This is a genomic window from Pseudomonas sp. PSPC2-3 (assembly GCF_049898265.1).
Taxonomy (GTDB): Bacteria; Pseudomonadota; Gammaproteobacteria; order Pseudomonadales; family Pseudomonadaceae; genus Aquipseudomonas; species Aquipseudomonas veronii.
Window position 1 is genome coordinate 588701 of the sequence record NZ_JAFCXJ010000001.1, and the last position, 22014, is coordinate 610714.

General features: G+C 63.3%; 22 protein-coding genes and 1 pseudogene. 10 read left to right on the forward strand and 13 right to left on the reverse strand.

All coding sequences use genetic code 11. From position 1 onward, the window contains the following. The first annotated feature begins 264 nt into the window (after positions 1-264). Complete coding sequence (locus ACP7E3_RS02715) at positions 265-750, forward strand: acyl-CoA thioesterase (RefSeq protein WP_017850038.1); 486 nt, start codon at positions 265-267, stop codon at positions 748-750. Positions 751-819: 69 nt separating this feature from the next. Here ACP7E3_RS02715 and pdxY read toward each other — a convergent pair whose 3' ends face one another. Further along, entirely contained in the window at positions 820-1692 is an 873-nt protein-coding gene (pdxY, locus tag ACP7E3_RS02720; protein ID WP_017850039.1) for a pyridoxal kinase PdxY, read from the reverse strand. Between the two features lie 119 nt (positions 1693-1811). Between pdxY and ACP7E3_RS02725 the strand changes: the two genes are divergently transcribed. Beyond that, positions 1812-2204 (forward strand): DUF3301 domain-containing protein, encoded by a 393-nt coding sequence (locus tag ACP7E3_RS02725; protein ID WP_017850040.1) that lies wholly within the window; start codon positions 1812-1814, stop codon positions 2202-2204. On the opposite strand, the gene ACP7E3_RS02730 is transcribed toward ACP7E3_RS02725, so the two are convergent. The 3 genes and pseudogenes from ACP7E3_RS02730 to zigA form a co-directional block, all read right to left on the reverse strand. Then, a complete protein-coding gene (locus ACP7E3_RS02730) occupies positions 2198-3160 on the reverse strand; it encodes a CobW-like GTP-binding protein (RefSeq protein ID WP_108525805.1) in 963 nt (320 codons plus the stop codon). The two genes, ACP7E3_RS02725 and ACP7E3_RS02730, sit on opposite strands and share 7 nt — an antisense overlap. Positions 3161-3204: 44 nt before the next feature. Next, positions 3205-3874, reverse strand: a pseudogene (locus tag ACP7E3_RS02735) (DUF1826 domain-containing protein). After that, complete coding sequence (gene zigA, locus ACP7E3_RS02740) at positions 3874-5082, reverse strand: zinc metallochaperone GTPase ZigA (protein WP_017850043.1); 1209 nt, start codon at positions 5080-5082, stop codon at positions 3874-3876. The pseudogene ACP7E3_RS02735 and the gene zigA overlap by 1 nt, the downstream one beginning before the upstream one ends. A 139-nt stretch (positions 5083-5221) precedes the next feature. Here zigA and ACP7E3_RS02745 point away from each other — a divergent pair, with 139 nt between their 5' ends. Beyond that, positions 5222-5590 (forward strand): hypothetical protein, encoded by a 369-nt coding sequence (locus ACP7E3_RS02745; RefSeq protein WP_017850044.1) that lies wholly within the window; start codon positions 5222-5224, stop codon positions 5588-5590. Here ACP7E3_RS02745 and ACP7E3_RS02750 read toward each other — a convergent pair. Further along, complete coding sequence (locus ACP7E3_RS02750; RefSeq protein WP_017850045.1) at positions 5587-6789, reverse strand: N-acetylmuramoyl-L-alanine amidase; 1203 nt, start codon at positions 6787-6789, stop codon at positions 5587-5589. The genes ACP7E3_RS02745 and ACP7E3_RS02750 overlap by 4 nt on opposite strands. A 129-nt stretch (positions 6790-6918) precedes the next feature. Between ACP7E3_RS02750 and folE2 the strand changes: the two genes are divergently transcribed. From folE2 to ACP7E3_RS02780, 6 genes are read left to right on the forward strand one after another with little or no spacing between them, the layout of a single operon-like run. Next, positions 6919-7809: a GTP cyclohydrolase FolE2 gene (folE2, locus tag ACP7E3_RS02755; RefSeq protein ID WP_017850046.1), complete on the forward strand. Its 891-nt coding sequence runs from the start codon at positions 6919-6921 to the stop codon at positions 7807-7809. Next, on the forward strand, positions 7806-8474 hold the full coding sequence (locus tag ACP7E3_RS02760) for a metal ABC transporter ATP-binding protein (RefSeq protein WP_057005201.1): 669 nt from the start codon (positions 7806-7808) through the stop codon (positions 8472-8474). The genes folE2 and ACP7E3_RS02760 overlap by 4 nt, the downstream gene beginning before the upstream one ends. Continuing rightward, positions 8474-9340 (forward strand): metal ABC transporter permease, encoded by an 867-nt coding sequence (locus tag ACP7E3_RS02765; protein ID WP_017850048.1) that lies wholly within the window; start codon positions 8474-8476, stop codon positions 9338-9340. Before ACP7E3_RS02760 ends, ACP7E3_RS02765 begins: the two co-directional genes overlap by 1 nt. Positions 9341-9351: 11 nt before the next feature. Continuing rightward, complete coding sequence (locus ACP7E3_RS02770) at positions 9352-10230, forward strand: metal ABC transporter substrate-binding protein (RefSeq protein WP_017850049.1); 879 nt, start codon at positions 9352-9354, stop codon at positions 10228-10230. Then, positions 10227-10787, forward strand: coding sequence for a DapH/DapD/GlmU-related protein (locus tag ACP7E3_RS02775; RefSeq protein ID WP_017850050.1), 561 nt, complete (start codon positions 10227-10229; stop codon positions 10785-10787). Before ACP7E3_RS02770 ends, ACP7E3_RS02775 begins: the two co-directional genes overlap by 4 nt. A gap of 3 nt (positions 10788-10790) precedes the next feature. Beyond that, the gene (locus ACP7E3_RS02780) at positions 10791-12128 is read left to right on the forward strand and encodes a dihydroorotase (protein WP_261754597.1); all 1338 of its coding nucleotides are present in this window, start codon (positions 10791-10793) and stop codon (positions 12126-12128) included. Here the strand turns inward: ACP7E3_RS02780 and ACP7E3_RS02785 are convergent. After that, entirely contained in the window at positions 12125-12646 is a 522-nt protein-coding gene (locus ACP7E3_RS02785; RefSeq protein ID WP_017850052.1) for a DUF3617 domain-containing protein, read from the reverse strand. The genes ACP7E3_RS02780 and ACP7E3_RS02785 overlap by 4 nt on opposite strands. A gap of 130 nt (positions 12647-12776) precedes the next feature. On the opposite strand from ACP7E3_RS02785, the gene cls reads away from it, so the two are divergent. After that, the gene (cls, locus tag ACP7E3_RS02790) at positions 12777-14216 is read left to right on the forward strand and encodes a cardiolipin synthase (protein ID WP_017850053.1); all 1440 of its coding nucleotides are present in this window, start codon (positions 12777-12779) and stop codon (positions 14214-14216) included. A 561-nt stretch (positions 14217-14777) separates the two neighbouring features. On the opposite strand, the gene cfaB is transcribed toward cls, so the two are convergent. The 7 genes from cfaB to hflC all read right to left on the reverse strand — a co-directional run bounded on the left by cfaB (position 14778) and on the right by hflC (position 22010). Next, on the reverse strand, positions 14778-15962 hold the full coding sequence (gene cfaB / locus ACP7E3_RS02795; RefSeq protein ID WP_026140407.1) for a C17 cyclopropane fatty acid synthase CfaB: 1185 nt from the start codon (positions 15960-15962) through the stop codon (positions 14778-14780). 87 nt (positions 15963-16049) lie between these two features. Next, on the reverse strand, positions 16050-16838 hold the full coding sequence (locus ACP7E3_RS02800; protein ID WP_057005199.1) for a DNA-binding domain-containing protein: 789 nt from the start codon (positions 16836-16838) through the stop codon (positions 16050-16052). Next, positions 16829-17674: a DUF692 domain-containing protein gene (locus ACP7E3_RS02805; protein ID WP_017850056.1), complete on the reverse strand. Its 846-nt coding sequence runs from the start codon at positions 17672-17674 to the stop codon at positions 16829-16831. The genes ACP7E3_RS02800 and ACP7E3_RS02805 overlap by 10 nt, the downstream gene beginning before the upstream one ends. 65 nt (positions 17675-17739) lie before the next feature. Further along, entirely contained in the window at positions 17740-17991 is a 252-nt protein-coding gene (locus tag ACP7E3_RS02810; RefSeq protein WP_046381596.1) for a membrane protein, read from the reverse strand. A 115-nt stretch (positions 17992-18106) separates the two neighbouring features. Beyond that, positions 18107-19993: a cation-translocating P-type ATPase gene (locus ACP7E3_RS02815; protein ID WP_046381595.1), complete on the reverse strand. Its 1887-nt coding sequence runs from the start codon at positions 19991-19993 to the stop codon at positions 18107-18109. Further along, on the reverse strand, positions 19990-21024 hold the full coding sequence (gene hflK / locus ACP7E3_RS02820; protein WP_046381594.1) for a protease modulator HflK: 1035 nt from the start codon (positions 21022-21024) through the stop codon (positions 19990-19992). Before hflK ends, ACP7E3_RS02815 begins: the two co-directional genes overlap by 4 nt. Beyond that, positions 21021-22010, reverse strand: coding sequence for a protease modulator HflC (gene hflC, locus ACP7E3_RS02825; protein ID WP_017850060.1), 990 nt, complete (start codon positions 22008-22010; stop codon positions 21021-21023). Before hflC ends, hflK begins: the two co-directional genes overlap by 4 nt. Positions 22011-22014 lie beyond the last annotated feature (4 nt).

Genomic DNA, 22014 nt, shown 5'->3' on the forward strand with positions numbered 1-22014 from the left:
GGCGCTTTTCCCACGTCCACCGCGCCTTTGAAACTTCGTAAAGAGCGGAAGGAAAAGTCTGCCTTGATCGTAAGAAATGCCCTTAGAAAGGCTTTTGAAGGTTAACACCGCGACTTCCGCCGAAAAGCCGGTGCAATATATGGAAACAGATCGCTGCAGGCGTGACGGCAAGCCGCCTACCGGCGTCCCGTAAGAGATGGCGCTGCAATGACTCGAGCATCCACAGAGGTGCCTCCCCACCAATGCCTAACCCGTGAGTGTGCTATGGAACCCGGAAACGCCCAGCTGTCGATGACGGTACTGATGACCCCTGATATGGCCAACTTCTCAGGCAATGTCCATGGCGGCACCCTGCTCAAGTACCTCGACGAAGTGGCCTACGCCTGCGCGAGCCGTTATGCCGGGCGTTATGTCGTGACCTTGTCGGTGGACCAAGTGATTTTTCGCGAACCGATCCACGTCGGCGAATTGGTGACCTTCCTCGCATCGGTCAACTACACCGGCCACACCTCGATGGAGGTGGGCATCAAGGTGGTGACCGAAAACATCCGCGAGCGCTCTGTGCGCCATACCAACAGTTGCTTCTTCACCATGGTCGCCGTGGACGACCAGCGCAAACCCGCCGCCGTGCCGCAACTGCAACCGCACAACAGCGAAGACCGCCGCCGGTTTGCGCAGGCGCAGCAACGCCGGCAGATCCGCCAGGAGTTAGAAAAGCGCTACCAGGAAATCAAAGCCGACGCGCTGTAAGCACCAGGCTGTATACCCAAGCAAAATGTGGGAGGGGGCTTGCTCCCTCCCACGTTGGGTTTTGTGTAGTTACAGGCCGATCGGCGTGGCCTCGAAACGCACGCGGGGATGGGCGATGCGATCCTGGGCACGTACCAGCTCCAGCTCATAACTGGCGCAGGCCTGGGTTTCCAGCAGCACTTCATGCACCGCCGCCGCGGTGAACTCGAAAGCGGCCACCAGGCTGTCGCCCAACAATACCCGCGCCAGGAACAACCCTGAGGTCAGGTCGCCCACGCCCACCGGCTGGCGGGGAAACGCCAGCAGCGGCCGACGCAGGTGCCAGCTGCCTTCGGCTGTCACCAGCAGCATCTCAAAGCCTTCCGGCAATTTGCCCGGGTAATCCAGGTGCTTGACCAGCACGGCCTTGGGCCCGCGTGCCAGCAGGGCTTTGGCCATGCCCAGGCAGTCGAACAGCGATTGCGGCTTGCGCCCGGAAAAGCTGTCCAGTTCCAGCTGGTTGGGGCACAGGAAGTCGGCCATGGCAGCGGCTTCGTCCAACAGAAAATCACTGACTTCCTGCGGCACAATGCAGCCCTTTTCCGGGTGGCCCATCACCGGGTCGCACAGGTACAGGGCCTTGGGGTTGATCGCCTTGATCCGCGCCACGCCGGTGAGGATCGCCCGGCCCTGGGCCGCGCTGCCGAGGTAGCCGGAGAGTATGGCGTCGCAGTTGCCCAATTCACCGATGGCCGCAATGCCCTCCACCAGCGCTGGAATCTGCTGCGGCGCTAACACTTCGCCCGTCCACTGGCCATACTGGGTGTGGTTGGAGAATTGCACCGTGTTGAGCGGCCACACGTTCACCCCGACCCGCTGCATGGGGAACACGGCGGCGCTGTTTCCGGCGTGGCCAAAGACCACATGAGACTGGATCGCAAGCAGATGAGGTGTGCGTTTCATGCAGGGGATTTCCGTAAAACCATTGAAATTCTGGTCGCGCAGTATGCGACCAAACACAGCCTGTACGACAGGCTAACGACACAGTTAAGCTGCTCTCACTTCGTTGGAGTTTTTTTCGCATGCTGACCCTGGGAAACATCTTCGTGTTGATGCTGCTGGCGACCGGCGCCGCCTGGGTATGGCACAACCACGGCCTGCGCGAGCGCGCGTTGGAGCGGGTCAAGCAGCATTGCGCCAAGCTCGATATCGAGTTGCTCGACGGTGCCGTGGCCCTGAAACGCATCGGTTTTGTGAAGGATGCCAAAGGACGGCGACGCCTGGCGCGCATCTACAATTTCGAATTCACCGTGACCGGCGAAACCCGCCACCCCGGGACCATCACCCAGTTCGGCGCCCACAGCGCGCAGATCGAACTGGCGCCCTACCCGTTCGAAATCAAGACGCCGCTACCCAGCGCCGACGTGATCGAACTCAGCCAGTGGCGCCAGGACCACGCCAAGCACCGTCAATGACGGCAGGCCGCCAGCGCCTGCTGTAGCGCGGCCACGTCCTGTGGCGCGCTGAAAATCAGTTCGATACGCGAATCACGCCGCCATTCGCTGGGTTGCCAGACGAGTGGGCTGTTATCCACAGCGTTGCCGGAGATCCAGCCGTCGGTGCTGTGGATAACCAGTTTGGCGCGGCGCCAATCCAGGTGTGTCAGCCATTGCGCCAGGCGCTGGTGATCGAATGACTGGCTCGGATGCCAGCGCCAACCGATGCTCCAGCCGCCCTCCTGGGCCTGGCTCAAGCAGATCGGCAACGCAGGATCGCTCCACACCGCCGGCATTTGCGCCACGCCCTTGGGCGCCACGAAGTTATCCACAGCCGCTGCAGCCTGTGCGTTCAGGCCTGGCAAAAGCTGCAGTGGCAATTGCGCCTGACGCGTCCAGTAAAACGGAACCTCGACTAACTGTCGTTCGATCGCCTCGCGCTGTGCGGCGTCCAACGTCTCATCCTTGTTCAGGACCAACAGGCCGGCGCTGGCGAGTGCTTCGCGCTGCGCCTCCGGCAATGGTTTGCCCGCCGCCAGGGCTTGCGCATCCAGCACCAGCACGCAGGGCTGAACCGCGAGCACATCCTGCCATGGCGCCTCGCGCAATTGCTTGAGCACCTGCACCGGGTGCCCGAGCCCCGAAGGCTCGATAAACAGGCGGTCCGGCTTGGCCTTACGCAGCAAGCGACCCAGTCCGACCTGGAACGGCGCACCATTCACACAGCACAAGCAGCCACCCGCCACTTCGCCCAGGGCAATGCCGTCGTCGGCCTGGGTCAGCAAGGCCGCATCCAGACCGATCTGCCCGAATTCGTTGATCAACACCGCCCAGCGCTCGTTGGCCGGGCGTTGGGCGAGCAGGTGTTTGATCAGGCTGGTCTTGCCGGCGCCCAGGGGCCCGGCAATCACATGAGTAGGAATGTTCTGCAGCATAGAGGGCATCATTCAAGCCGTGTAGAGCGTTTGATCCTACGCGGTTATGCCAGCCAATCCAGCGTCAGAATTAACCGTCGCTCATCGGCTTTAAGCTGCGGCGAGCGGTGAATCAGGCCGTGAGCTTCGTTGCCATGCCACTTCGTCCCTTTGAGCAACGCCACTTCGCCGCAGTGAATCTGCTCGATACGCTCGCTGGGCTCGGCATTCGCCTGGCCCAACTGGCGGCGGTCCATCACACCTTCGCGCAACCATTGGCTGCCGATGCCGGCATACGTGGTGATCAGGCGCACGGGCACATGGTCGACGTGAAAGCGCGGGCACATGGTCGACGTGAAAGCGCGGGCACATGGCTTTGTCCAACAGGCGCAAACGCACGCCGATCCGACGGGCGCCAAGCAGGCAGGCAAACGCGCCGATCAGCCACGACACATCGGCGATAAACCCTTCGTAACCCTCAAGATCGCGGCAGCAGGCGGCTAATCCCTGCACGTTCGGCACCGCGTCGTCGCTGGCCAACTCGATGACCAGCGACTCGGCCAACGGCTCGTCGAGCGCCACCAGCAAGGCGCCGAACTCGGCGATGTGCAACGGCAATTGGCGCTGCCACAGCGCCAGGTTGACGCCGTCTTCGAGAATCTCGGACAGCGCCAGCGGGGTGTCGCCGCAGGTCTGGCGGATCACCGGGCGCAGGGGGATGAGCGGTGCCAGCATCAGGCGGCCGCCTCTTCATACCAAGGGCCAAAAGGATCGGCCAGCAAGCGCCATGCGTCGACGCCCAGGGCCATTTCTTCATCGGTCAGCAGGCAGGCGTCCAGTTCGGCACGCATCTGCGCGAAGTCGATGTTCTGCCCGATGAACACCAGTTCCTGACGGCAATCGCCGGTGCTTGCTTGCCAGTGGCCCATGATCGCGGCGACGCTTTCTTCGTCCTGCGGCCACTGGCTTTTCGGCACAAAACGCCACCAACGTCCGGCAAAGCCATGGCGCATCAGGCCGCCGGCCTGGGACCAACTGCCGGCGTCCTGCGGCTTGCTGGCCAGCCAGAAAAAGCCCTTGGAGCGCAGGAGTTTGCCGTTCACCCAAGGGCGATCGATAAACTCGAAAAAGCGCTGCGGATGGAACGGACGGCGCGCGCGGTAAGCCGTGGAGGCGATGCCGTACTCTTCGGTTTCCGGCACATGCTCGCCGCGCAGTTCCTGCAGCCAGCCGGGGGCCTGGGCGGCACGTTCGAAGTCGAAGCGGCCGGTGTTGAGGATTTTGTTCAGCGGCACTTCGCCCATGACCATCGGAATGATCTCGGCCTGGGCATTCAGGCGTTCGAGGATGGCCATCAGTTCCTCACGCTCGTGGCGGCCGATCAGGTCGATTTTGCTGATCAGGATGACGTCGGCAAATTCGATCTGCTCGATCAACAGGTCGGTGATCGAGCGTTCGTCTTCTTCGCCAAGGGTTTCGCCCCGCGATGCGAGGCTTTCGGCGGCCTGGTAGTCGAGCAGGAAGTTCATGCCGTCGACCACGGTGACCATGGTGTCCAGGCGCGCAATATCGGCCAGGCTCTGCTCGTTTTCATCGCGAAAGGTGAAGGTTTCGGCCACGGGCAACGGCTCGGAGATGCCGGTGGATTCGATCAACAGGTAATCGAAGCGGCCGTCCCTGGCGAGTTTTCCGACCTCTTCGAGCAGGTCTTCACGCAAGGTGCAGCAGATGCAGCCGTTGCTCATCTCTACCAGTTTTTCTTCGGCGCGGTTGAGGGTGACGTCGCGCTGCACCTCACCGCCGTCGATGTTGATTTCGCTCATGTCGTTGACGATCACCGCCACCCGCAGGTTGTCGCGGTTGCGCAGGACATAGTTGAGCAGCGTACTTTTACCGGCGCCGAGAAAGCCGGACAACACGGTAACGGGGAGACGATTGGGCATCAGGTCATTCTCATCAGGCCGCCCGTTCAAGCCGGGCTGTACTTAATGTTATATTATAACAATACAAATAAGCCAATCCCCCGCTTGCTCATCATGACCAACGGAGCAATGCTGGCGCTTGTCTACGTCGAGAAACCCTATGAAATATCTACTCTGTAGCCTGCTGTTGCTCATCACGACCCAGGCCTGCGCCCAAGTGCCGCGCCTGTCGGCCAATTGCACGCGCAGCGCCAACCTGCTGGCCTGCGTCGATCCGCTGGGCAATGCCTACAGCGTGGCGACGGTTGGCAGCACCACGTATCTGCGCGGTTTCGAGGCGATCGGCAGGCGCTATTGGGCGCAAACCAACAGCCGCTACGGGCAACTGACGTTCTTCACCGGCTTGGCCTCGGACGGTGAAGCGTGGGTCGGCTACACGCGGCGTGTGGGCTGGACCACAATCAACCGGTTTTCCAGCTCCGGTGGCGCCAGCGCCACGTTCACCTGCAGCCGTGTGACCGGCTGTTAGGCCTGGTTGTGTTTCTGTTCCTGGACCCAAGCCATGTAGCTGTTCACCGGCGGGTTCTTCTGGAAATAGCGCTGCAGGCCGAGGAACAAACCCTCCGCCACCGCCTGTTGATGCCGCGCCGTGACCAGCCGCGCACTGTCCCGCGCATTGGAGATAAACCCGGTCTCCACCAGGATCGACGGTACATCCGGTGACTTGAGCACCGCGAACCCGGCCTGTTCCACACGCTTCTGATGCAACGAGGTGATGCCTTCCAGGCTGCCCAGGATCGAGCTGCCCAGTTGCAGGCTGGAAGCGATGGTGGCGTTCATCGACATGTCGAGAATTACCCCGGCCAGCATCGGGTCCTTGTCCTTGAGGTTCAGCAGACTGGTGGCGCCCAGCAGGTCGGCGCCGTTTTCCCGTTGCGCCATGAACCGCGCCGTGGCCGAGGTGGCACCGCCTTCGGACAAGGCATACACCGAAGCCCCCGACGCGGTGATCCGTGGTGCCGCATCCGCATGCACCGAGATAAACATGTCGGCGTTGTGTTTGTGGGCGATCTCCACGCGCTTGCGCAGCGGCACGAAGAAGTCATCGTTGCGCACCAGCTTCACATCGAACCCTTTCTCGCGCTTCAAGCGTTTGGCCAGCAATTGGGCAATGGACAGCACCACGTCTTTTTCGCGCTGGCCCTTGGAACCAATAGCGCCGGGGTCCTTGCCGCCGTGGCCGGGGTCGACCACCACGATGATGTCGCGCTTGGGGTGCGCCCTGTCGACCAGTGGCCGGGGTGCGGCCGCTATCGGGTGAGGCACCTGGGTAGCGCTGGTGAGATCAAGCACCAGGCGGTGCCCTTGCCCATCCTGGGGCGGCAACAAAAAGCTGGTGAGCTGCATCGGCGTGGCGAGGTCCAGCACGATGCGCGTATCCGCCTTGCCGAAGTGCCCGGAGCGAATCGAGGTGATCCCGCTGTTTTTCAAGACCAACTGAGAGAAGTCGCCACTGAGCCCGGCGCCGCTCAGGTCGATGATCAGGCGCTCCGGCGCGGTCAGGGAAAAAGTCTTGTAGTTCACCGGGCCACTGAGGTCGAACACCAGCCGCAGCTTGTCGTCCGAGCGCCACAGGCGGGCGTTGCGAATCTGCGTGGCCGACGCGGTGAAGGGCAAGGTGAACAGCGGGCTGACCAGGAGCAGGTTGAGGAGCTGACGTCTGTGCATGACAAATACCGCAAATAAAGGAGCGTCCTTACTCGACATGACTGAAAAAAGGCCGGAGCAGAAAATTCATCGTCGACTCAATCGTTATAATATAACATGTCTTTTTTATCGCCAACGATGGACCTGCTCATGAATGCGCTGACTCTGCCGGATATCGCCGCGCAGGCTTCACGCCAAGCCTTGCCGCTCGATTGGGTGGGCATGTGCGGCATCGCCTTGCCTATTTTGATCGACGACCAACGCCTCGCCGCCACGGCCGATGCCGGCGTCAGCCTGGACGACGGTGCCGCCCGTGGCATTCATATGTCGCGCCTGTACCTGGCGCTGGAGATGCTCGACCAGCAGCCACTGACTCCGGCACTTCTGCGTAAGGTACTGCAGCGTTTTCTCGACAGTCATGAAGGTTTATCTAATAACGCCTACCTGCGTATCCACACCGATCTGCTGCTCAAGCGCCCGGCATTGGTCAGCCCACTGGCTGGCTGGAAGGGCTACCCGGTGAGTATCGAAGCGCGCGTGGAAAACCAGATGTTCCACGTGGAACTAAACATTGAGGTGACTTATTCCTCAACCTGCCCGTGCTCGGCGGCCCTCGCCAGGCAGTTGATTCAGCAGCAATTTCTCGAAGATTTCGGCAACACGCCGTTGCAGCACGCCGATGTGCTGACCTGGCTCGGCAGCGCCAACGGCATCGTCGCCACGCCCCACAGCCAGCGCAGCAGCGCGCAACTGCGCGTCCAGTTGCGCGGCGAGCAGCTGGCGCTGACCGAGTTGATCAATACCGCCGAAGCCGCCCTCGGCACCGCCGTGCAAACCGCGGTGAAACGTGCGGACGAACAAGCCTTCGCCCTGGCCAACGGGCAGAACCTGATGTTCTGCGAAGACGCCGCCCGCCGCTTGAACCTCGCCTTGAAACGCTCGGATGCCGTCCAAGCCTTCCACCTCAAAGTGATCCACGCCGAAAGCCTGCACGCGCACGATGCCGTGGCTGAAAGCCGTTGGACGAGACACTCAGCATGATCACCTGCACCGCTTTGCGCTGGGGTGCCCCCGGCCAACCCCTGACACCCGCCGTGGACTTCACCCTGGAAACCGGCAGCCTTACTGGTGTGATCGGCCCCAACGGCTGCGGTAAAAGCAGCCTGCTCAAAGTCATCGCCGGCCTGCAAAAACCGCTGGCGGGCAAAATCCGCGTGGATGTGCCGCGTCGCGGCGGCGTGTCCTTCCTGCCCCAGCAACAACACCTCGATCGGCAGTTCCCCATCAGCTTGCAAGAGCTGGTCGCCGCCGGTTTCTGGGGCACCCGACTCACCCCGCAACAACGCAGCGAACGCCTGCACGCCGTGTTGGAAGACTGGTGCCTCAGCGGCCTGGAACAGCGCCCGTTGATGGCCTTGTCCGGCGGCGAACTGCAACGCGCCCTGCTCGCCCGCATGAGCCTGGCCGAAGCGCCGGTGTTGCTGCTCGACGAACCCCACGCCGCCCTCGACGAAGACGGCCAGGCCCTGTGCTGGAAACATATCCACGCCTGGCATGACGAGGGCCGCACGGTGGTCGTGGTCTGTCATGACTTGGCCTCCGTGCGTCAACACACCCAGCAAGTGGTGCAGATCAAAAGCACGGGCTGCCGGTTCGGGCCGAGCAAAGAACTGATCCGCCCGCAACTGCACATGCAGGTGGCCTGATGCACTTCACCGCCCACCTGTGGATGCCGTTTCTCGACTTCGTGTTCATGCGCCGCGCCTTGATCGGCGGCCTGGTGCTCGCTTGCAGCACCGCGCCGCTGGGGGTGTTCCTGATCCTGCGGCGCATGAGCCTGATCGGTGACGCCGTCGCCCACGGCATCCTGCCCGGTGCCGCCCTGGGTTTCTGGTTCGCCGGCCTGAGCCTGCCCGCGCTGACCATCGGCGGCCTCGGCGCCGGCCTGAGCATGGCGGGGTTGGCCGCGTGGATCACCCGTCGCACCGGCCTGCGCGAAGACGCCAGCCTGGCCGCCATCTACCCCATCTCCCTCGCCGCCGGTGTGCTGATCCTCGGCCTTGCCGGCAAGCGCCTGGACCTGCTGCACCTGCTGTTCGGCTCGGCCCTGGCCGTCGACGAAACCACCTTGACCGGCATGCTCTGGGTCTCCGGTTTCAGCCTGGTCGCCATGGTGCTGATCTACAAACCGCTGCTGCTGGACACCCTCGACCCGCTGTTCCTGCAAACCGTCAGCCGCCTCGGCCCGTTGGCCCACGGGCTGTTTTTGACCCTGGTGGTGCTGAACCTGGTGATCGGTTTCCAGGCCATCGGCGCGCTGATGGTGGTGGGTTTGATGATGTTGCCGGCCATCGCGTCCCGCTTCTGGAGCCGGCGCTTGCCGGTGCTGATTGCGGTATCGGCAGTGCTGGGATGCCTGTCGGTGTGGCTTGGCTTGTTGCTGTCGTTCTACTACTCACTGCCCAGCGGCCCGGCGATTGTGCTGGTGGCTGGCGGTGGGTACCTGCTGTCCGTGATCTTCGGTCCGGTGCATGGCTTGCTGCGCCGCCCGCCCTTGCTGTCATCCCAATGAGGTGTCTCCCGATGCGTGCTCTACTCGTGTTGTTCAGTCTGCTACTGCCGTTGTCCATGGCCCAGGCCGCCGACAAACTCCAGGTGGTGACCAGCTTCAGTATTCTCGACGACATTACCCACCAGATCGGTGGCGAACACATCCAGATCAGCAACATGGTCGGCCCCGACGCCGACGCTCATACCTACGAGCCGACCCCGGACGACGCCAAGGCGCTGCTCAAGGCCAAGCTGATCATCAAAAATGGCCTTGGCTTCGAGCCGTGGCTGGACCGCCTGGTGACCAGCACCGAAACCCGCGCCACCGTGGTTACCGCCAGTAAAGGCGTGATTTCCCACACCATGGAAGAAGACGGCGAAACCATCCCGGACCCGCACGCCTGGCATAACCTGGCCAACGCCGAAATCTATGTGAACAACATCACCAAGGCGCTGGTGGCCGCCGACCCAGCCAACCAGGCCGACTACCTGCGCAACAGCCAGGCGTACCTGAAAGACATCTACCGTTTGCTCGCCGAGGCCAAGGCCAAGTTCGGCGCACTGCCAGCGGGCAACCGCCGCATCGTCACCTCCCATGACGCGTTCGGCTACCTGGGCCAGGCCTATGGCATCCAGTTCCTCGCGCCTCAGGGTTTGTCCACCGAGCGTGAGCCTTCCGCCGCCGAAGTCGCCGCGCTGATCACTCAGATCCGCAAGGACAAGGTCAAAGCCGTGTTCATTGAAAACATCAAGGACTCGCGCCTGCTCAAACAGATCGCCAGCGAAAGCGGCGCGCAGATCGGCGGCACGCTGTATTCCGACGCCCTCGCCGCAGAAGGCCCGGCCAGCACCTTTATCGGGCTGTTCGAATACAACCTCAACACCCTGTGCGCCGCGTTGGGCAAACCATGATCCGCAAGAACCCATCCGGTGATCTGCCGGTGATTGCCGAATCGGCCTACGTCGATAAAACCGCGATCATCTGCGGCAAGGTCATCATCGGTGAGAACGTATTCGTCGGCCCCTACGCCGTGATCCGCGCGGACGAAGTCGACGCCAGCGGCGACATGGACCCGATCACCATCGGCGCCAACTCCAATATCCAGGACGGCGTGGTGATCCACTCCAAATCCGGCGCGGCGGTGACCATCGGCGAGTTCACTTCCATCGCCCACCGCTCCATCGTCCACGGCCCCTGCAGCGTCGGCGACCGCGTGTTCATCGGCTTCAACAGCGTGTTGTTCAACTGCGCCGTCGGCGACGGCTGCGTGGTGCGCCACAACTCGGTGGTCGACGGCCGCGACTTGCCCGCCGCGTTCTACGTGCCTTCGACCACCCGCATCGGGCCCAACACCGACCTGTCGCAATTCCCGCCGGTGAGCGTCAGCGCGTCGGAGTTTTCCGAGGACGTAGCGCGTACCAACGTCGATCTGGTGCAGGGTTACAAAGCCCTGCAAAACGAGTTCTGAAGCATGAGCCGCCTGTTGATCCGCAACGCCCGACTGGTGAATGAAGGCCAGGTATTCGACGCCGACGTGCTGGTCGCCCATGGCCGTATCGAGAAGATCGCCAGCAGCATCACGGGGCACACGGCGCCTGTGGAAATCGACGCCCACGGTCAATGGCTGCTGCCGGGGATGATCGATGACCAGGTTCACTTTCGCGAACCCGGCGCGCCGGACAAAGGCGGTTTCTACAGCGAATCCCGTGCAGCGGTGGCCGGCGGCATCACCAGTTTCATGGACATGCCCAACACCCGGCCGGCCACCCTCACCCTGGAAGCGCTGGCCGACAAAAAACGCCGCGCCGTCCAGCACTCGGTGGCCAACTACGGTTTTCACTTCGGCGTCAGCAACGACAACCTCGACACCGTCGCCGCGCTCGACCCGCGGCAAGTGGCCGGGGTCAAAGTGTTCATGGGCGCGTCCACCGGCAACATGCTGGTGGACGATCCACGGATTCTGGAGCGCCTGTTCGCCGATGTGCCGACGATCCTGCTGGCCCACTGCGAACACACGCCGAGTATCCAGGCCAACGAACAGCGCTTGCGCGAGCGTTTCGGCGACAACCTCCCTGCCGCCGCCCACCCGCTGATCCGCGATGCCGAAGCCTGTTATCGCTCGTCTTCACTGGCGGTGGAACTGGCCAAGCGCCACGGCACGCGCCTGCATGTGTTGCACCTGAGCAGCGCCCGTGAGTTGGCGTTGTTCGAAGACCAGCCGCTGGCGCAGAAACGCATCACCGCCGAGGTCTGCGTCCATCACCTGTTGTTCGACGACCGCGACTATCACCGCCTGGGCCACCAGATCAAATGCAACCCGGCGATCAAGACCCGCGCCGACCGCGACGCCTTGCGCCTGGCCCTGCTCGGCGAGCGGCTGGATGTGATCGGCACCGACCATGCACCGCATACCTGGGCGCAAAAGCAGTTGGCGTATGGTGAGGCGCCGTCGGGTTTGCCCCTGGTGCAACATGCGTTGCCGGCGTTACTGGAGTTGGTGGCCGATGGGCTGCTGCCGCTGACCACCCTGGTGGCGAAAACCAGTCATCGTGTCGCCGACCTGTTCGCGATCCCGGACCGTGGCTACCTGCGTGAAGGCTATTGGGCCGACCTGGTGCTGATCAAACCCGAACCCGAAGGCAAGCCGGTCCGCAGCCAGCCGATCCTGGCGCGCTGCGGCTGGACACCGTTCGCCGAGCGCCGCTTTCGCCACAGCGTCAGCACCACTCTGGTGTCGGGCCAGTTGGCCTGGCACAACGGCCAGGTGGTCGACAGCTGCCAGGGCCTGCCCCTGCACTTTCAGCGTTAAGCGCGTGGTTTGACGCTGCCGCAGTTTTCCCCCAGCCACTGGGCGTGACTGTCCAGGCTGCCCTTCTGCTGAATGCCGGTGGCATTGAAGGTGCCGTTGACCGTGGTGGTGAATTCCTTCTGGCTCTGGAAGGTGGCCACGCCGGTGCCCTGGGCTTTCGGGCAGCTGAAACGGAATTTCCACTGGTTGCCGCTCTTGTCGGTCACTTGCTGTTTGCAGCCCGACTGCGGATCGGTCAGCGGGATCGCGTCGGAGGCGACCTGGGCGGGGGTGAGGCACACCTGCACGCCTTTACCGGCCATGGTGATGCCTTGTTTTTCCAACATGGCGCGCTGTTCGGGGGTCATTTGTTGCTTGAGCTGACCGAGGATCAATGACAAATCCGGCAGGTCCTGGTTATCCACTTTCATGTTGCTCGTGGTCAATTCCCACAAACCAGGCGCCAGCATCTGCGCCTGGGCCGCCACGGGCAGCGACAAACCAATAACCATGGCCAAACCTAGCAGACGAGCATTCATCGAGTAACTCCTGGATAATTGTGGGCATTAGACGCCACAAAAGCGCCAGTGTTGCACGGCAAATAAAATAGCGACATTCCTGACCGAACATGGTCTGTTAGGCACTGGATTGCCTGGAGTACCATCGTCCATGGATTTTTTTGGCCCGCACCTGCTCGCCTACTTCATCGCCACGCTGCATTTTCTCGGGACGCTCGCCGCGATCCATGCAGTGCTGACCGTCAGGACCGCCCAAGGCTCGATTGCCTGGGCGTTGTCGCTGATGTTCATACCCTACCTCACACTGATCCCGTACCTGATCTTCGGCCGCAGCACCTTCGATGCGTACATCCAGGCGCGGCGCCAGGCCAACCAGGAAATGCACACTGCGATCAACGAGCTGAACTGGCGCCCGTGGGTCGAGGAAGCCCTGGCCGCGCGCAACTCCAGCGCCTACGCCTCCTTGCGGGCGATGCCGAAGCTGGGCCGCATGCCGTGCCTGGCGAATAATGAAGTGCGTTTGCTGATCAATGGTGACGCCACCTTCAGTGCGATCTTCGAGGCAATTCGCCGCGCCAAAACCGCCGTGCTGTTCCAGTTCTTCATCATTCATGACGACGAGCTCGGTCGGCAGTTGCATGCCTTGCTGAAGGAAAAAGCCGCCCAAGGCGTCGCCGTCTACGTGCTCTACGACCGCATCGGCAGCCACGCCCTGCCCTCTCACTATGCACAAACGCTGCGCGACGCCGGGGTGCAGGTCAAGGCGTTCGCCACCCGCAGCGGCTGGCTCAATCGCTTCCAGGTCAACTTCCGCAACCACCGCAAGATCGTGGTGGTGGATGGCATCACCGGGTTTGTCGGCGGGCATAACGTCGGCGATGAATACTTGGGCAAAAAGCCGCCGCTGGCACCGTGGCGCGATACCCATGTGCAGGTCACCGGCCCGGTGGTGGCGTGCCTGCAGGAATCGTTTGCCGAAGACTGGTTCTGGGCGGCGCGGGAACTGCCGCCGCTGATCCTGCCGGACACCTACCCCGAAAACGGCGTGCTCTGCCAATTGCTCGCCAGCGGCCCGGCCGACCCTTATGAAACCTGCTCGCTGTTTTTTGTCGAAGCGATCCACGCCGCGACCGAGCGGGTGTGGATCACCAGCCCGTATTTCATCCCGGATGAAGCGGTGTTTGCCGCCCTGCGCCTGGCGGTGCTGCGCGGGGTCGACGTGCGCCTGCTGCTGCCGTCGCGGCCCGACCACCGCATCGTGTATGCCGCCTCCAGCCTTTACGCGATCGAAGCGGTGCGCGCCGGGGTGCGGGTGTTCCGCTATACGCCGGGGTTTCTGCACCAGAAAGTGGTGTTGGTCGACAGCGAAATCAGCGCCATCGGCAGTGCGAACATGGACAACCGTTCGTTCCGCCTGAATTTCGAGGTGATGTTGCTGACCGTCGATGAAGCCTTCGCCCAGCAAGTGGAACACATGCTGCTCGATGACTTCGCCCAGGCCCATGAAGTCAGCCAGGAAGAAAGCCGCGAAACCCGCCGCCTGCAACAACTGGGCATGCGGGTCGCGCGGCTTATCTCACCGATTCTCTAACAGACGCTGCGGTAAAAAGTGGGAGGGGGCTTGCCCCCGATAGCGGTGAATCAGTGCCCAATCCGCCAGCTGACACACCGCTATCGGGGGCAAGCCCCCTCCCACATTTGGATCTGCGGGGCTGTGGGAAAATGCTTCAGCGGTAGATATCTTCCCGCGTCCACGGCAGTTCATGGCCGCCATCGGCGTGGGGTTTTACCGCCAGTATGCGGATCCCACGGCGTGTTTCACCGCTGCACCAACAGACGCTGCGGTAAAAATGTGGGAGGGGGCTTGCCCCCGATAGCGGTGAATCAGTGCCCAATCCGCCAGCTGACACACCGCAATCGGGGGCAAGCCCCCTCCCACATTTGGATCTGCGGGGCTGTGGAAAAATGCTTCAGCGGTAGATATCTTCCCGCGTCCACGGCAGTTCATGGCTGCCATCGGCGAAGGGTTTTACCGCCAGTATGCGGATCCCACGGCGTGTTTCACCGCTTCACCAACAGACGCTGCGGTAAAAATGTGGGAGGGGGCTTGCCCCCTCCCACATTTGGATCTGCAGGGCTGTGGGAAAATGCTTCAGCGGTAGATATCTTCCCGTGTCCACGGCAGTTCATGGCTGCCATCGGCGTGGGGTTTTACCGCCAGGATCTGGTGCAGGTTAATCCAGCCCCGCGCAAACGCGTAGGCGCAACCGGCCAGGTACAACCGCCAGATGCGCAACGCCTGCGCCGGCACCATCTTCGCCGCCGCTTCCAGGTTGTCTTCCAGGCGTTCGCTCCAGTGGTCCAGGGTGCGTGCGTAGTGCAGGCGCAGGCTTTCCACGTCCACCACTTCGAGCCCGGCTTCGCTGAGTTCGGCGGTCATCATCGCCAGGTGCGGCAGTTCGCCGTTGGGGAAAACGTAGCGCTCGATGAAATCCCCGGCGCCGCGGCCCACGGGGCGTCCGTCGGTGTGCTTGGCGGTGATGCCATGGTTCATCACCAGCCCGCCTTCGCGCACCGCGCCAAACAGGGTTTTGCAGTATTGCGCCAGGTTGGCGTGGCCGACGTGTTCGAACATGCCCACGCTCACCACTTTGTCGAAACGACCGTCCTGGGGCAGGTCACGGTAATCGAGCAGTTGCAGGTCCACCTGATCGTCCAGGCCCTCGGCTTTCACGCGTGCCTTGGCCAGGGCCAGTTGCTCCTTGCTCAGGGTGATGCCGAACACCTTTACCCCGAACTCCCGCGCCGCATACCGCGCCAGCCCGCCCCAACCGCAGCCGACATCGAGCAAATACTCCCCCGGCTGCAAGCGCAACTTGCGGCACAGGTGGCGGAATTTGTCTTGTTGGGCCTGATCGATGGATTCGCTGCCGGTTTCGAAATAACCGCAGGAATACGCCATGTCCTGGTCGAGCCACAGCTGGTAGAACTCGTTGGACAGGTCGTAATGGTAGGAAATCGCCGCTGCGTCAGTGGCCTTGTCGTGGAACGAGCGCACCGGACGATTGCCCCCATCGTCATCGACCAGGGCGTGACTCAACTCGTCACACACCCGGATCACCTCGGAGATGGAGCCTTCCAGCTCCAGTTTGCCCTCGACGAAGGCTTCGCCCAATGAATCGAGCGTGGGATGGGAAAGCTTGGACACAATCGTGGGGTCCTTCACCACGATGGTCACACTGGGCTCAGGGCCCAAGTTGAATTCATGGCCGTCCCAGAGTCGAAGACGCAGCGGTAGCTGAAGATTCTGTAAGGCCGGTGGAAGTTGCGCGAGCATGAGTAGTCCCCCCTTGTTTCAGACGTCTGGAAAGAGGGTAGACCATCCGACGACCGGGTAGGAAGCTATCGATCTGATAACCTGCGCTTATGGAATCCGGCGTTCGAGCAAACCGTCCTGAACCCACTGTTTCAGCCATGAGACTGCTTGCAGGGGCGCACCCTCTCCATGACTGACCGCCAACCGTTCGCACAGTTCTGAAAAACACCAGCCGGTGCTCACCATGCCCGCCAGGGCGCAGGTTTGCGCGGGTTCCAGGCTGCGGTAGCGGCATATCTGCTGATCGCGCCACACCAGGCAGACCTGCGGCGCGTCCAGAGGCTGGCCGGCGTGCAAGGCCGATTTAGCCTTGGCGGCACGCCAGGTTTCGACGGTATTGAAGCGGCAGAATATCTGCTGAACGGTCGGCGCCAGGTTGACCTGCAAGCCCGGCCAGTCGGGCGGCGGCAGTCGCGCCATGTCGTCCAGGGTCAGCGGCGTGCCCGGCGGCGCATCGAACGCCAGGGTAAACGCCCACTCCAGCCGTGCCAGCTCGGCCAACGGCGCGCTTTGTTCAGCCACCAGGTGCTCCTGGATAAACCCCGCAAACCGCTCGCCCAGCCAGCGCAGGCTGTAATGGGCGGACGGATAGCGACGCACGTAGGCCTCGGTCAGCGAGGCGAATTCGTCATCGCCCAGCCAATACCAGAGGGCGCCGAAGTCCTGCCGTAATACGTCCTGCAAGCGCGACAGGTAGGCGTTGTGATAAATCGCCAGGCCGGTTTCCACATCCAGCGTAGGACCACCCAGCAAGGTGGCGGCAAAGCCAGTACCGGCCACGGGCGTTTCGGCTAATAAATGCTCTTCGAAAGCCCGTTGCCAATCCGTCAGGCGCATAGCGTTCTCCTGAGCAAGGCGCTAGCCCCCAGCGACCGGGCCTTGTCCAACTCGCTGAGCAAGTCTTCGAACGGCGGGAAATGGTCGTCACGCTCGAGCAACGTCGAGACCGGGCCCAGGTGCTCCAGGGTCTGTTGATACAGCGCCCACACCGGATCACACACCGGGTGGTCATGGGTATCGACCACGTAATCGCCGTAGTCCATATGCCCCGCCAGATGCAGCTGGCGGATGCTCTGCGGCGGCAGGTTGTGAATGAACGTCCAGGCATCGAAGCCATGATTGCGCGAGCTGACGTACACATTGTTGACGTCCAGCAGCAACTGGCACCCGGTCAAGTGGGTCAGCGCGTTGAGGAATTCCCACTCGGTGAATTCATCCGCCTTGGCGCGCACATAGCTGGAGACGTTTTCCAGCACCAGCGGGCGCTGCAACACATCCTGTACCTGAAGCACGCGACTGGCCACGTGATACAAACTTTCTTCGGTGTACGGCAGGGGCAGCAAGTCATGCAATTGGTGCGCGCTGCCGCGGCTCCAGCACAGGTGATCGGAGATCCACGCCGGCTGGATGCGCGCGGCGAGTTGCTGGAGCTGCTTGAGGTAATCGGTATCGAGCGGATGGGGCCCGCCGATGGACAGGGACACGCCGTGCATCACCAACGGGTAGCGCTCGGCGATCGCGTCCAGGTAGTACAAGGCTTTACCGCCCTGCACCAGGTAATTCTCGGAGATCACTTCGAACCAATCCACGGCCGGCGATTGTTCAAGGATCTGCTGGTAGTACTCACTGCGTAGACCCAGGCCGTAACCCAGGCTCGGAAGGGATGTAGACATCAGGCACTCCTGGGCAAAAGTGTCCGCAGCGGTGACGGCGACCGCTGCGGGGTACGCGGGGCCGATTACGCGCCGACTTTGCCACCGGCCGCGTCGCACGCGGCCTTGGTCATGGCCTTGAAGCCATGACCCTTGCAGACCGCCTGGCCCTTGCAGGCGTTTTCAGCGGTCTTGCAGTCATTCATGCCTTTGCAGGAGGTTACGCCGTAGCAATGAACCGGAGCGTCGGCGGCCTGGACCTGGGTGGTGACACCGGCAAACAAGGCGGCGGCAGCGAAAGCCAGGGCAGCACCGGAAACGACGTTTTTGATGGTCATGGGGTCATCCTCATAAATCGTGGTTAGGTCGGCTGAGCGGAATGCTCAGTCGCGACATAGCACTAGAGTGAGGTGCCCCCTTGCCGTTACAGCGCCATCGAAAAAAACCTGGAATTTATTCCTCCAGCTTCGACAGCGGCTCCTGAAACCGCAGCAACCGCCCGGCATTGCCCAGCACCAGCAAGGTGCTGAGGTTGTGCAACACCGCCGCGATCATTGCGCCGGCGGCGCCCAACCAGCCAAACGCAGCGAACACCACGATCGCCAGCGTCCAGCCCAGGCCGATGATCACGTTGACCTGCAACGTCTGCCGGCACCGTCGGCTCAAGCGCACACAGGTGCCCAGGCGGCGCAAGTCGCTGCCAATCAACACCACATCCGCCGAGGCCAGCGCAATGTCCGCACCGCCCGCGCCCATGGCCACGCCGACCACGCCGGCTTTGAGCGCCAGGGAGTCGTTGATGCCGTCGCCCACCACCATCGGCCGGAAACCGCTGCTGATTTCGCCCAACACGCGGTTGAGCTTGTCTTCCGGCAATGCCTGGGCTTCGACATCGCTGATGCCCACGTCGAGGGCCAGGCTGTCGGCCACGCTTTGGCGGTCGCCAGTCAGCAGCAGTTGCCGCCCCAGGCCCAGGTCGCGCAGCTCTTGCAGGGCCTGGCGGGCTTCCGGTTTGACGCTGTCGGCCAGCAACAGCCAGGCGAGGAACGCACCGTTCAACGCCAGCCCGGCAATCGGGCCATCATGGTCGGGGACGCGGGTAGTGACGATGCCCAACTGCTCGAACAACTCCGGCCGCCCCAAGGCCGCTTCGCCCTGCGCAGTCTGGGCCACCACGCCGAGGCCTTGGCGTTCGCGGATGTCGGTGAGCACCAACAGCTGTTCCTGGCTCGCCAACCCGGCCAACGCGCGGCTGACCGGGTGGCTGCTGGCCGAACCGAGGCTGGCCGCCAGGTTCAACAACCCTTGGCGGTCCGGCGCGGTGGTTTGGATGGACTGCAGGCGCAGAGTGCCGAAGGTCAGGGTGCCGGTCTTGTCGACCACCAGCGAGGTCAGGTCCGCCAACTCTTCGAGGAACGCCGAGCTGCGGATCAGAATCCCATGCCGCGCCGCCACGGCAATCCCGGCAATCGCCGTGGCCGGGGCCGACAGCACCAGGGCGCATGGGCACGCTGCGACCAGCACCGCGAGCATCGCCTGGGCGTCATTGGTGACAAACCAGGTCACCGCCGCCAGCAACAGCACCAACACCATATAGCTGCCAGCGTAACGCTCCAGCAGCCGCGTGATCGGCGGCTTGGAGCGCTCGGCGTTCTGCATCAGGGCGATGACCTTGCCCAGGGTCGACTCGTTGCCGGTACGCGTCACTTCCAGGCGCAACAACCCGTCGAGGTTGATCGCACCGCCGAACACTTGCACGCCGACACTGGCTTCCAGCGGCACCGACTCGCCGGTGATCGGCGCCGTGTCGAGGCTGGCCTGGCCGGACAGCACCACACCATCGGCAGGCACGCGGTCGCCGGCGCGCACTTCGACGATGTCGCCGCTGTTCAGCGTGCCGTTGTCGACTTCGCTGATGCTGCCGTCCGCCTGCACCAGGCGTGCGTGGCTGCGGGTCAGTTTGCCGAGGGCGTGGATCGCTTCCTGGGAGCCGATCACGCTGCGCTCTTCGAGCACATGGCCGAAGATCATGATGATCGGCAGCAACGCGGCGGTCAGCAGATCACCCGTGGCCCACGCGCCGAGCATCGCCAGGGCGATGAGCTGGTCGGTGATGCCATGCAGGCTGGGAAAACGCAGGCTGTACCAGGCCGAGCGCATCACCGGCACGGCCACCAGCAGCGAGGCCACGCCGAGCAGCAACTGGCTGACGCCGCTCTGGTCCGGCGCCAGCCAGCGCCACACCAGGCCCAGCACCAGCAAGCCCAGAGCGAGCATGGCCAGGGTCAATTGCCGGGCGGCGCTGCGCTGCTCGGCGGATGTCAGCATGGGTGCGCTCATTGTTCGGCTCCCTGAATGATCAAGCGGGAGTCGTCTTTGGGATCGACCGTGGTCACGGAACCGGCCTGGCCGAGAATCTTCGGCAAGCGCTCGCGGTATAGGCGCAACAGCAAGCCGGGGTCTTTGACCTGGGCCAGGCTGGCGACGGTGGCGGTTTGCGCCTGCGCGTTGGCCAGGCGTTCGCTGGCCTGGGCGTGGGCGACTTGCACCAGGCGGTCAGCCTGCTGGTTGGCGGTCTGGGTGAGCTTTTCCGCGTCGGTGCGCGCATTCGCCACCGCTTTGTCGGCTTGCTGGCTGGCGGTGAGCACCGCATTGAAGGCGTTCACCGCCGGGCTCGGCAGGCTCGATTGCACATCGACGCGGGTGACTTCGATGCCCACCCCCAAGCCGCTGGCGGTCAACTCCGCCAGGCGCTTGTTGATGCCTTGCACCAGGTCGCCGCGCAGCCGTTCACGGCGCTCGGCGGCGCCGTTGTCGCTGCCGATCAATTCGGGGCGCGCCACCAGGATGGTGTCCAGATCCCGCGCCGCCGTCAGGGCCACGGCGCTGCGCGTCACCAGGCGATCCAGCGCCGGCAGCACGTGCTCGCCCTGCAGCACAAACGCATAAGGTTCGGTGACTTTGTAGAACACCCGCACATCCAGCTGCACCACGCCGGCATCGCCGGTCAGCAGGTAGCCGGACCCGGCCAGAGCATCGCTCAACGGCGTGGCGAAGCTGGCCACGCGATCGGCCTGCACCGCGGCATCGGAACGCAGCAGGTTGCCGACCCGCCGCTCGATCACCCGGTCTGCCGCCGGCAACAGCACGACTTGCTCGAACGGCTGCGGCCACGCCAGCAACAGCCCAGCATTCTGAACCCGATCGAGTGCGCCGAAGTGCAGCACCACGGCGCGATTCTGCGGGTCGATCTGCCGCACATTGGAAAACGCCCAGGCCAGGGCGGCCAACACCGTCACCGCGTACAGCGCCATGAACGTCAGGCGCCCGGCCTGAATCCACGGGCTGTCCGGGCTGTCACGCTCGATCATGGCTGGACGTCCTTCGGCCCGTCCACCAGCGCGCGGAACGGCGCGGCGTCGGTGCGCAGGATGATCTTGGTGCCCGGGGTGACCACGGTGCCCAGGGTATCGAGGGAACGCAGCAGGTTGTACAGCTGGGGATTGCCGGCGTAGGCGCGACCATAGATCTGCGCCGCTTCGACCCGCGATTGCGCTTCGATGTCGGCGGCTTTCACCGTGGCATCGGCCTGCACGATGCGCGCATCGCGCTCGGCGGCGGAACGGATCTGCGCCGCCTCACGCTTGCCCACAGCGGTGCGTTCGGTGGCGATGGTTTCGCGCTCGGCGCGCATGCGGTCGACGGTGGCGGTGAGCGTCACCGACGGCAAGGTCAGCCGCTCGATGCCCACCTGCGCCACGCGCACGCCATAGGTGGTGAGCAATTGTTGATCGATCTGCTGGCGCAACTGCGCTTCGAAATCGCTGATGCGTACCTGGCTGGCGTCGGTATTGATCAGGCTGGACAGGTCGAAGCTGGCCGCCGTGGTTTCCAGCGCCGAACCGACAAACGTCCGAATCTGCCGCGCCGCTTCATCCGGCTGGTTCTGCACCGCACGCATGAAGCGCTGCACATTGTCGGCATCGCCCTGCACCTGCCACGCCACATAAGCCTGCACGATGATGCGCAGGCCATCGCGGGTACCGACATCCTGCAAACCGCTGGAGGTGGTGCGCAGGCGCAGGTCCACCGGGATCGCCGCTTCGAACGGCGCCGGCCAGCGCCAGCCCAGGCCCGGTTCCAGCAGCACCCGCGACGGGTTGCCGAAACGGGTAATCACCGTGGCTTCGCCGGAGCGCACTTGCACCAGGCTGGCGGCCGCTACCGCAAACAACACCAGCAACACAGCCCAGGCCATGCGCCGCCAAGGGAATGGGCCGGCGGGCTGTTCGTCACCATGGTGGTGATGATGGTGGCCGTGGTGGTGGTGACCATGATCGTGAGAATGAGCGCTCAACAGA

What these genes read in the sequence shown, in the direction of transcription:
- ACP7E3_RS02780 (WP_261754597.1), top strand. Translation starts at nt 10,791, where the DNA reads ATGAGCCGCCTGTTGATCCGCAACGCCCGACTGGTGAATGAAGGCCAG.
- ACP7E3_RS02760 (WP_057005201.1), top strand. Translation starts at nt 7,806, where the DNA reads ATGATCACCTGCACCGCTTTGCGCTGGGGTGCCCCCGGCCAACCCCTG.
- ACP7E3_RS02730 (WP_108525805.1), bottom strand. Translation starts at nt 3,160, where the DNA reads ATGCTGCAGAACATTCCTACTCATGTGATTGCCGGGCCCCTGGGCGCC.
- folE2 (WP_017850046.1), top strand. Translation starts at nt 6,919, where the DNA reads ATGAATGCGCTGACTCTGCCGGATATCGCCGCGCAGGCTTCACGCCAA.
- ACP7E3_RS02745 (WP_017850044.1), top strand. Translation starts at nt 5,222, where the DNA reads ATGAAATATCTACTCTGTAGCCTGCTGTTGCTCATCACGACCCAGGCC.
- ACP7E3_RS02725 (WP_017850040.1), top strand. Translation starts at nt 1,812, where the DNA reads ATGCTGACCCTGGGAAACATCTTCGTGTTGATGCTGCTGGCGACCGGC.
- cfaB (WP_026140407.1), bottom strand. Translation starts at nt 15,962, where the DNA reads ATGCTCGCGCAACTTCCACCGGCCTTACAGAATCTTCAGCTACCGCTG.
- ACP7E3_RS02785 (WP_017850052.1), bottom strand. Translation starts at nt 12,646, where the DNA reads ATGAATGCTCGTCTGCTAGGTTTGGCCATGGTTATTGGTTTGTCGCTG.
- hflK (WP_046381594.1), bottom strand. Translation starts at nt 21,024, where the DNA reads ATGATCGAGCGTGACAGCCCGGACAGCCCGTGGATTCAGGCCGGGCGC.
- cls (WP_017850053.1), top strand. Translation starts at nt 12,777, where the DNA reads ATGGATTTTTTTGGCCCGCACCTGCTCGCCTACTTCATCGCCACGCTG.
- ACP7E3_RS02815 (WP_046381595.1), bottom strand. Translation starts at nt 19,993, where the DNA reads ATGAGCGCACCCATGCTGACATCCGCCGAGCAGCGCAGCGCCGCCCGG.
- zigA (WP_017850043.1), bottom strand. Translation starts at nt 5,082, where the DNA reads ATGCCCAATCGTCTCCCCGTTACCGTGTTGTCCGGCTTTCTCGGCGCC.
- ACP7E3_RS02810 (WP_046381596.1), bottom strand. Translation starts at nt 17,991, where the DNA reads ATGACCATCAAAAACGTCGTTTCCGGTGCTGCCCTGGCTTTCGCTGCC.
- ACP7E3_RS02765 (WP_017850048.1), top strand. Translation starts at nt 8,474, where the DNA reads ATGCACTTCACCGCCCACCTGTGGATGCCGTTTCTCGACTTCGTGTTC.
- ACP7E3_RS02715 (WP_017850038.1), top strand. Translation starts at nt 265, where the DNA reads ATGGAACCCGGAAACGCCCAGCTGTCGATGACGGTACTGATGACCCCT.
- ACP7E3_RS02770 (WP_017850049.1), top strand. Translation starts at nt 9,352, where the DNA reads ATGCGTGCTCTACTCGTGTTGTTCAGTCTGCTACTGCCGTTGTCCATG.
- ACP7E3_RS02775 (WP_017850050.1), top strand. Translation starts at nt 10,227, where the DNA reads ATGATCCGCAAGAACCCATCCGGTGATCTGCCGGTGATTGCCGAATCG.
- pdxY (WP_017850039.1), bottom strand. Translation starts at nt 1,692, where the DNA reads ATGAAACGCACACCTCATCTGCTTGCGATCCAGTCTCATGTGGTCTTT.
- ACP7E3_RS02750 (WP_017850045.1), bottom strand. Translation starts at nt 6,789, where the DNA reads ATGCACAGACGTCAGCTCCTCAACCTGCTCCTGGTCAGCCCGCTGTTC.
- ACP7E3_RS02800 (WP_057005199.1), bottom strand. Translation starts at nt 16,838, where the DNA reads ATGCGCCTGACGGATTGGCAACGGGCTTTCGAAGAGCATTTATTAGCC.
- ACP7E3_RS02805 (WP_017850056.1), bottom strand. Translation starts at nt 17,674, where the DNA reads ATGTCTACATCCCTTCCGAGCCTGGGTTACGGCCTGGGTCTACGCAGT.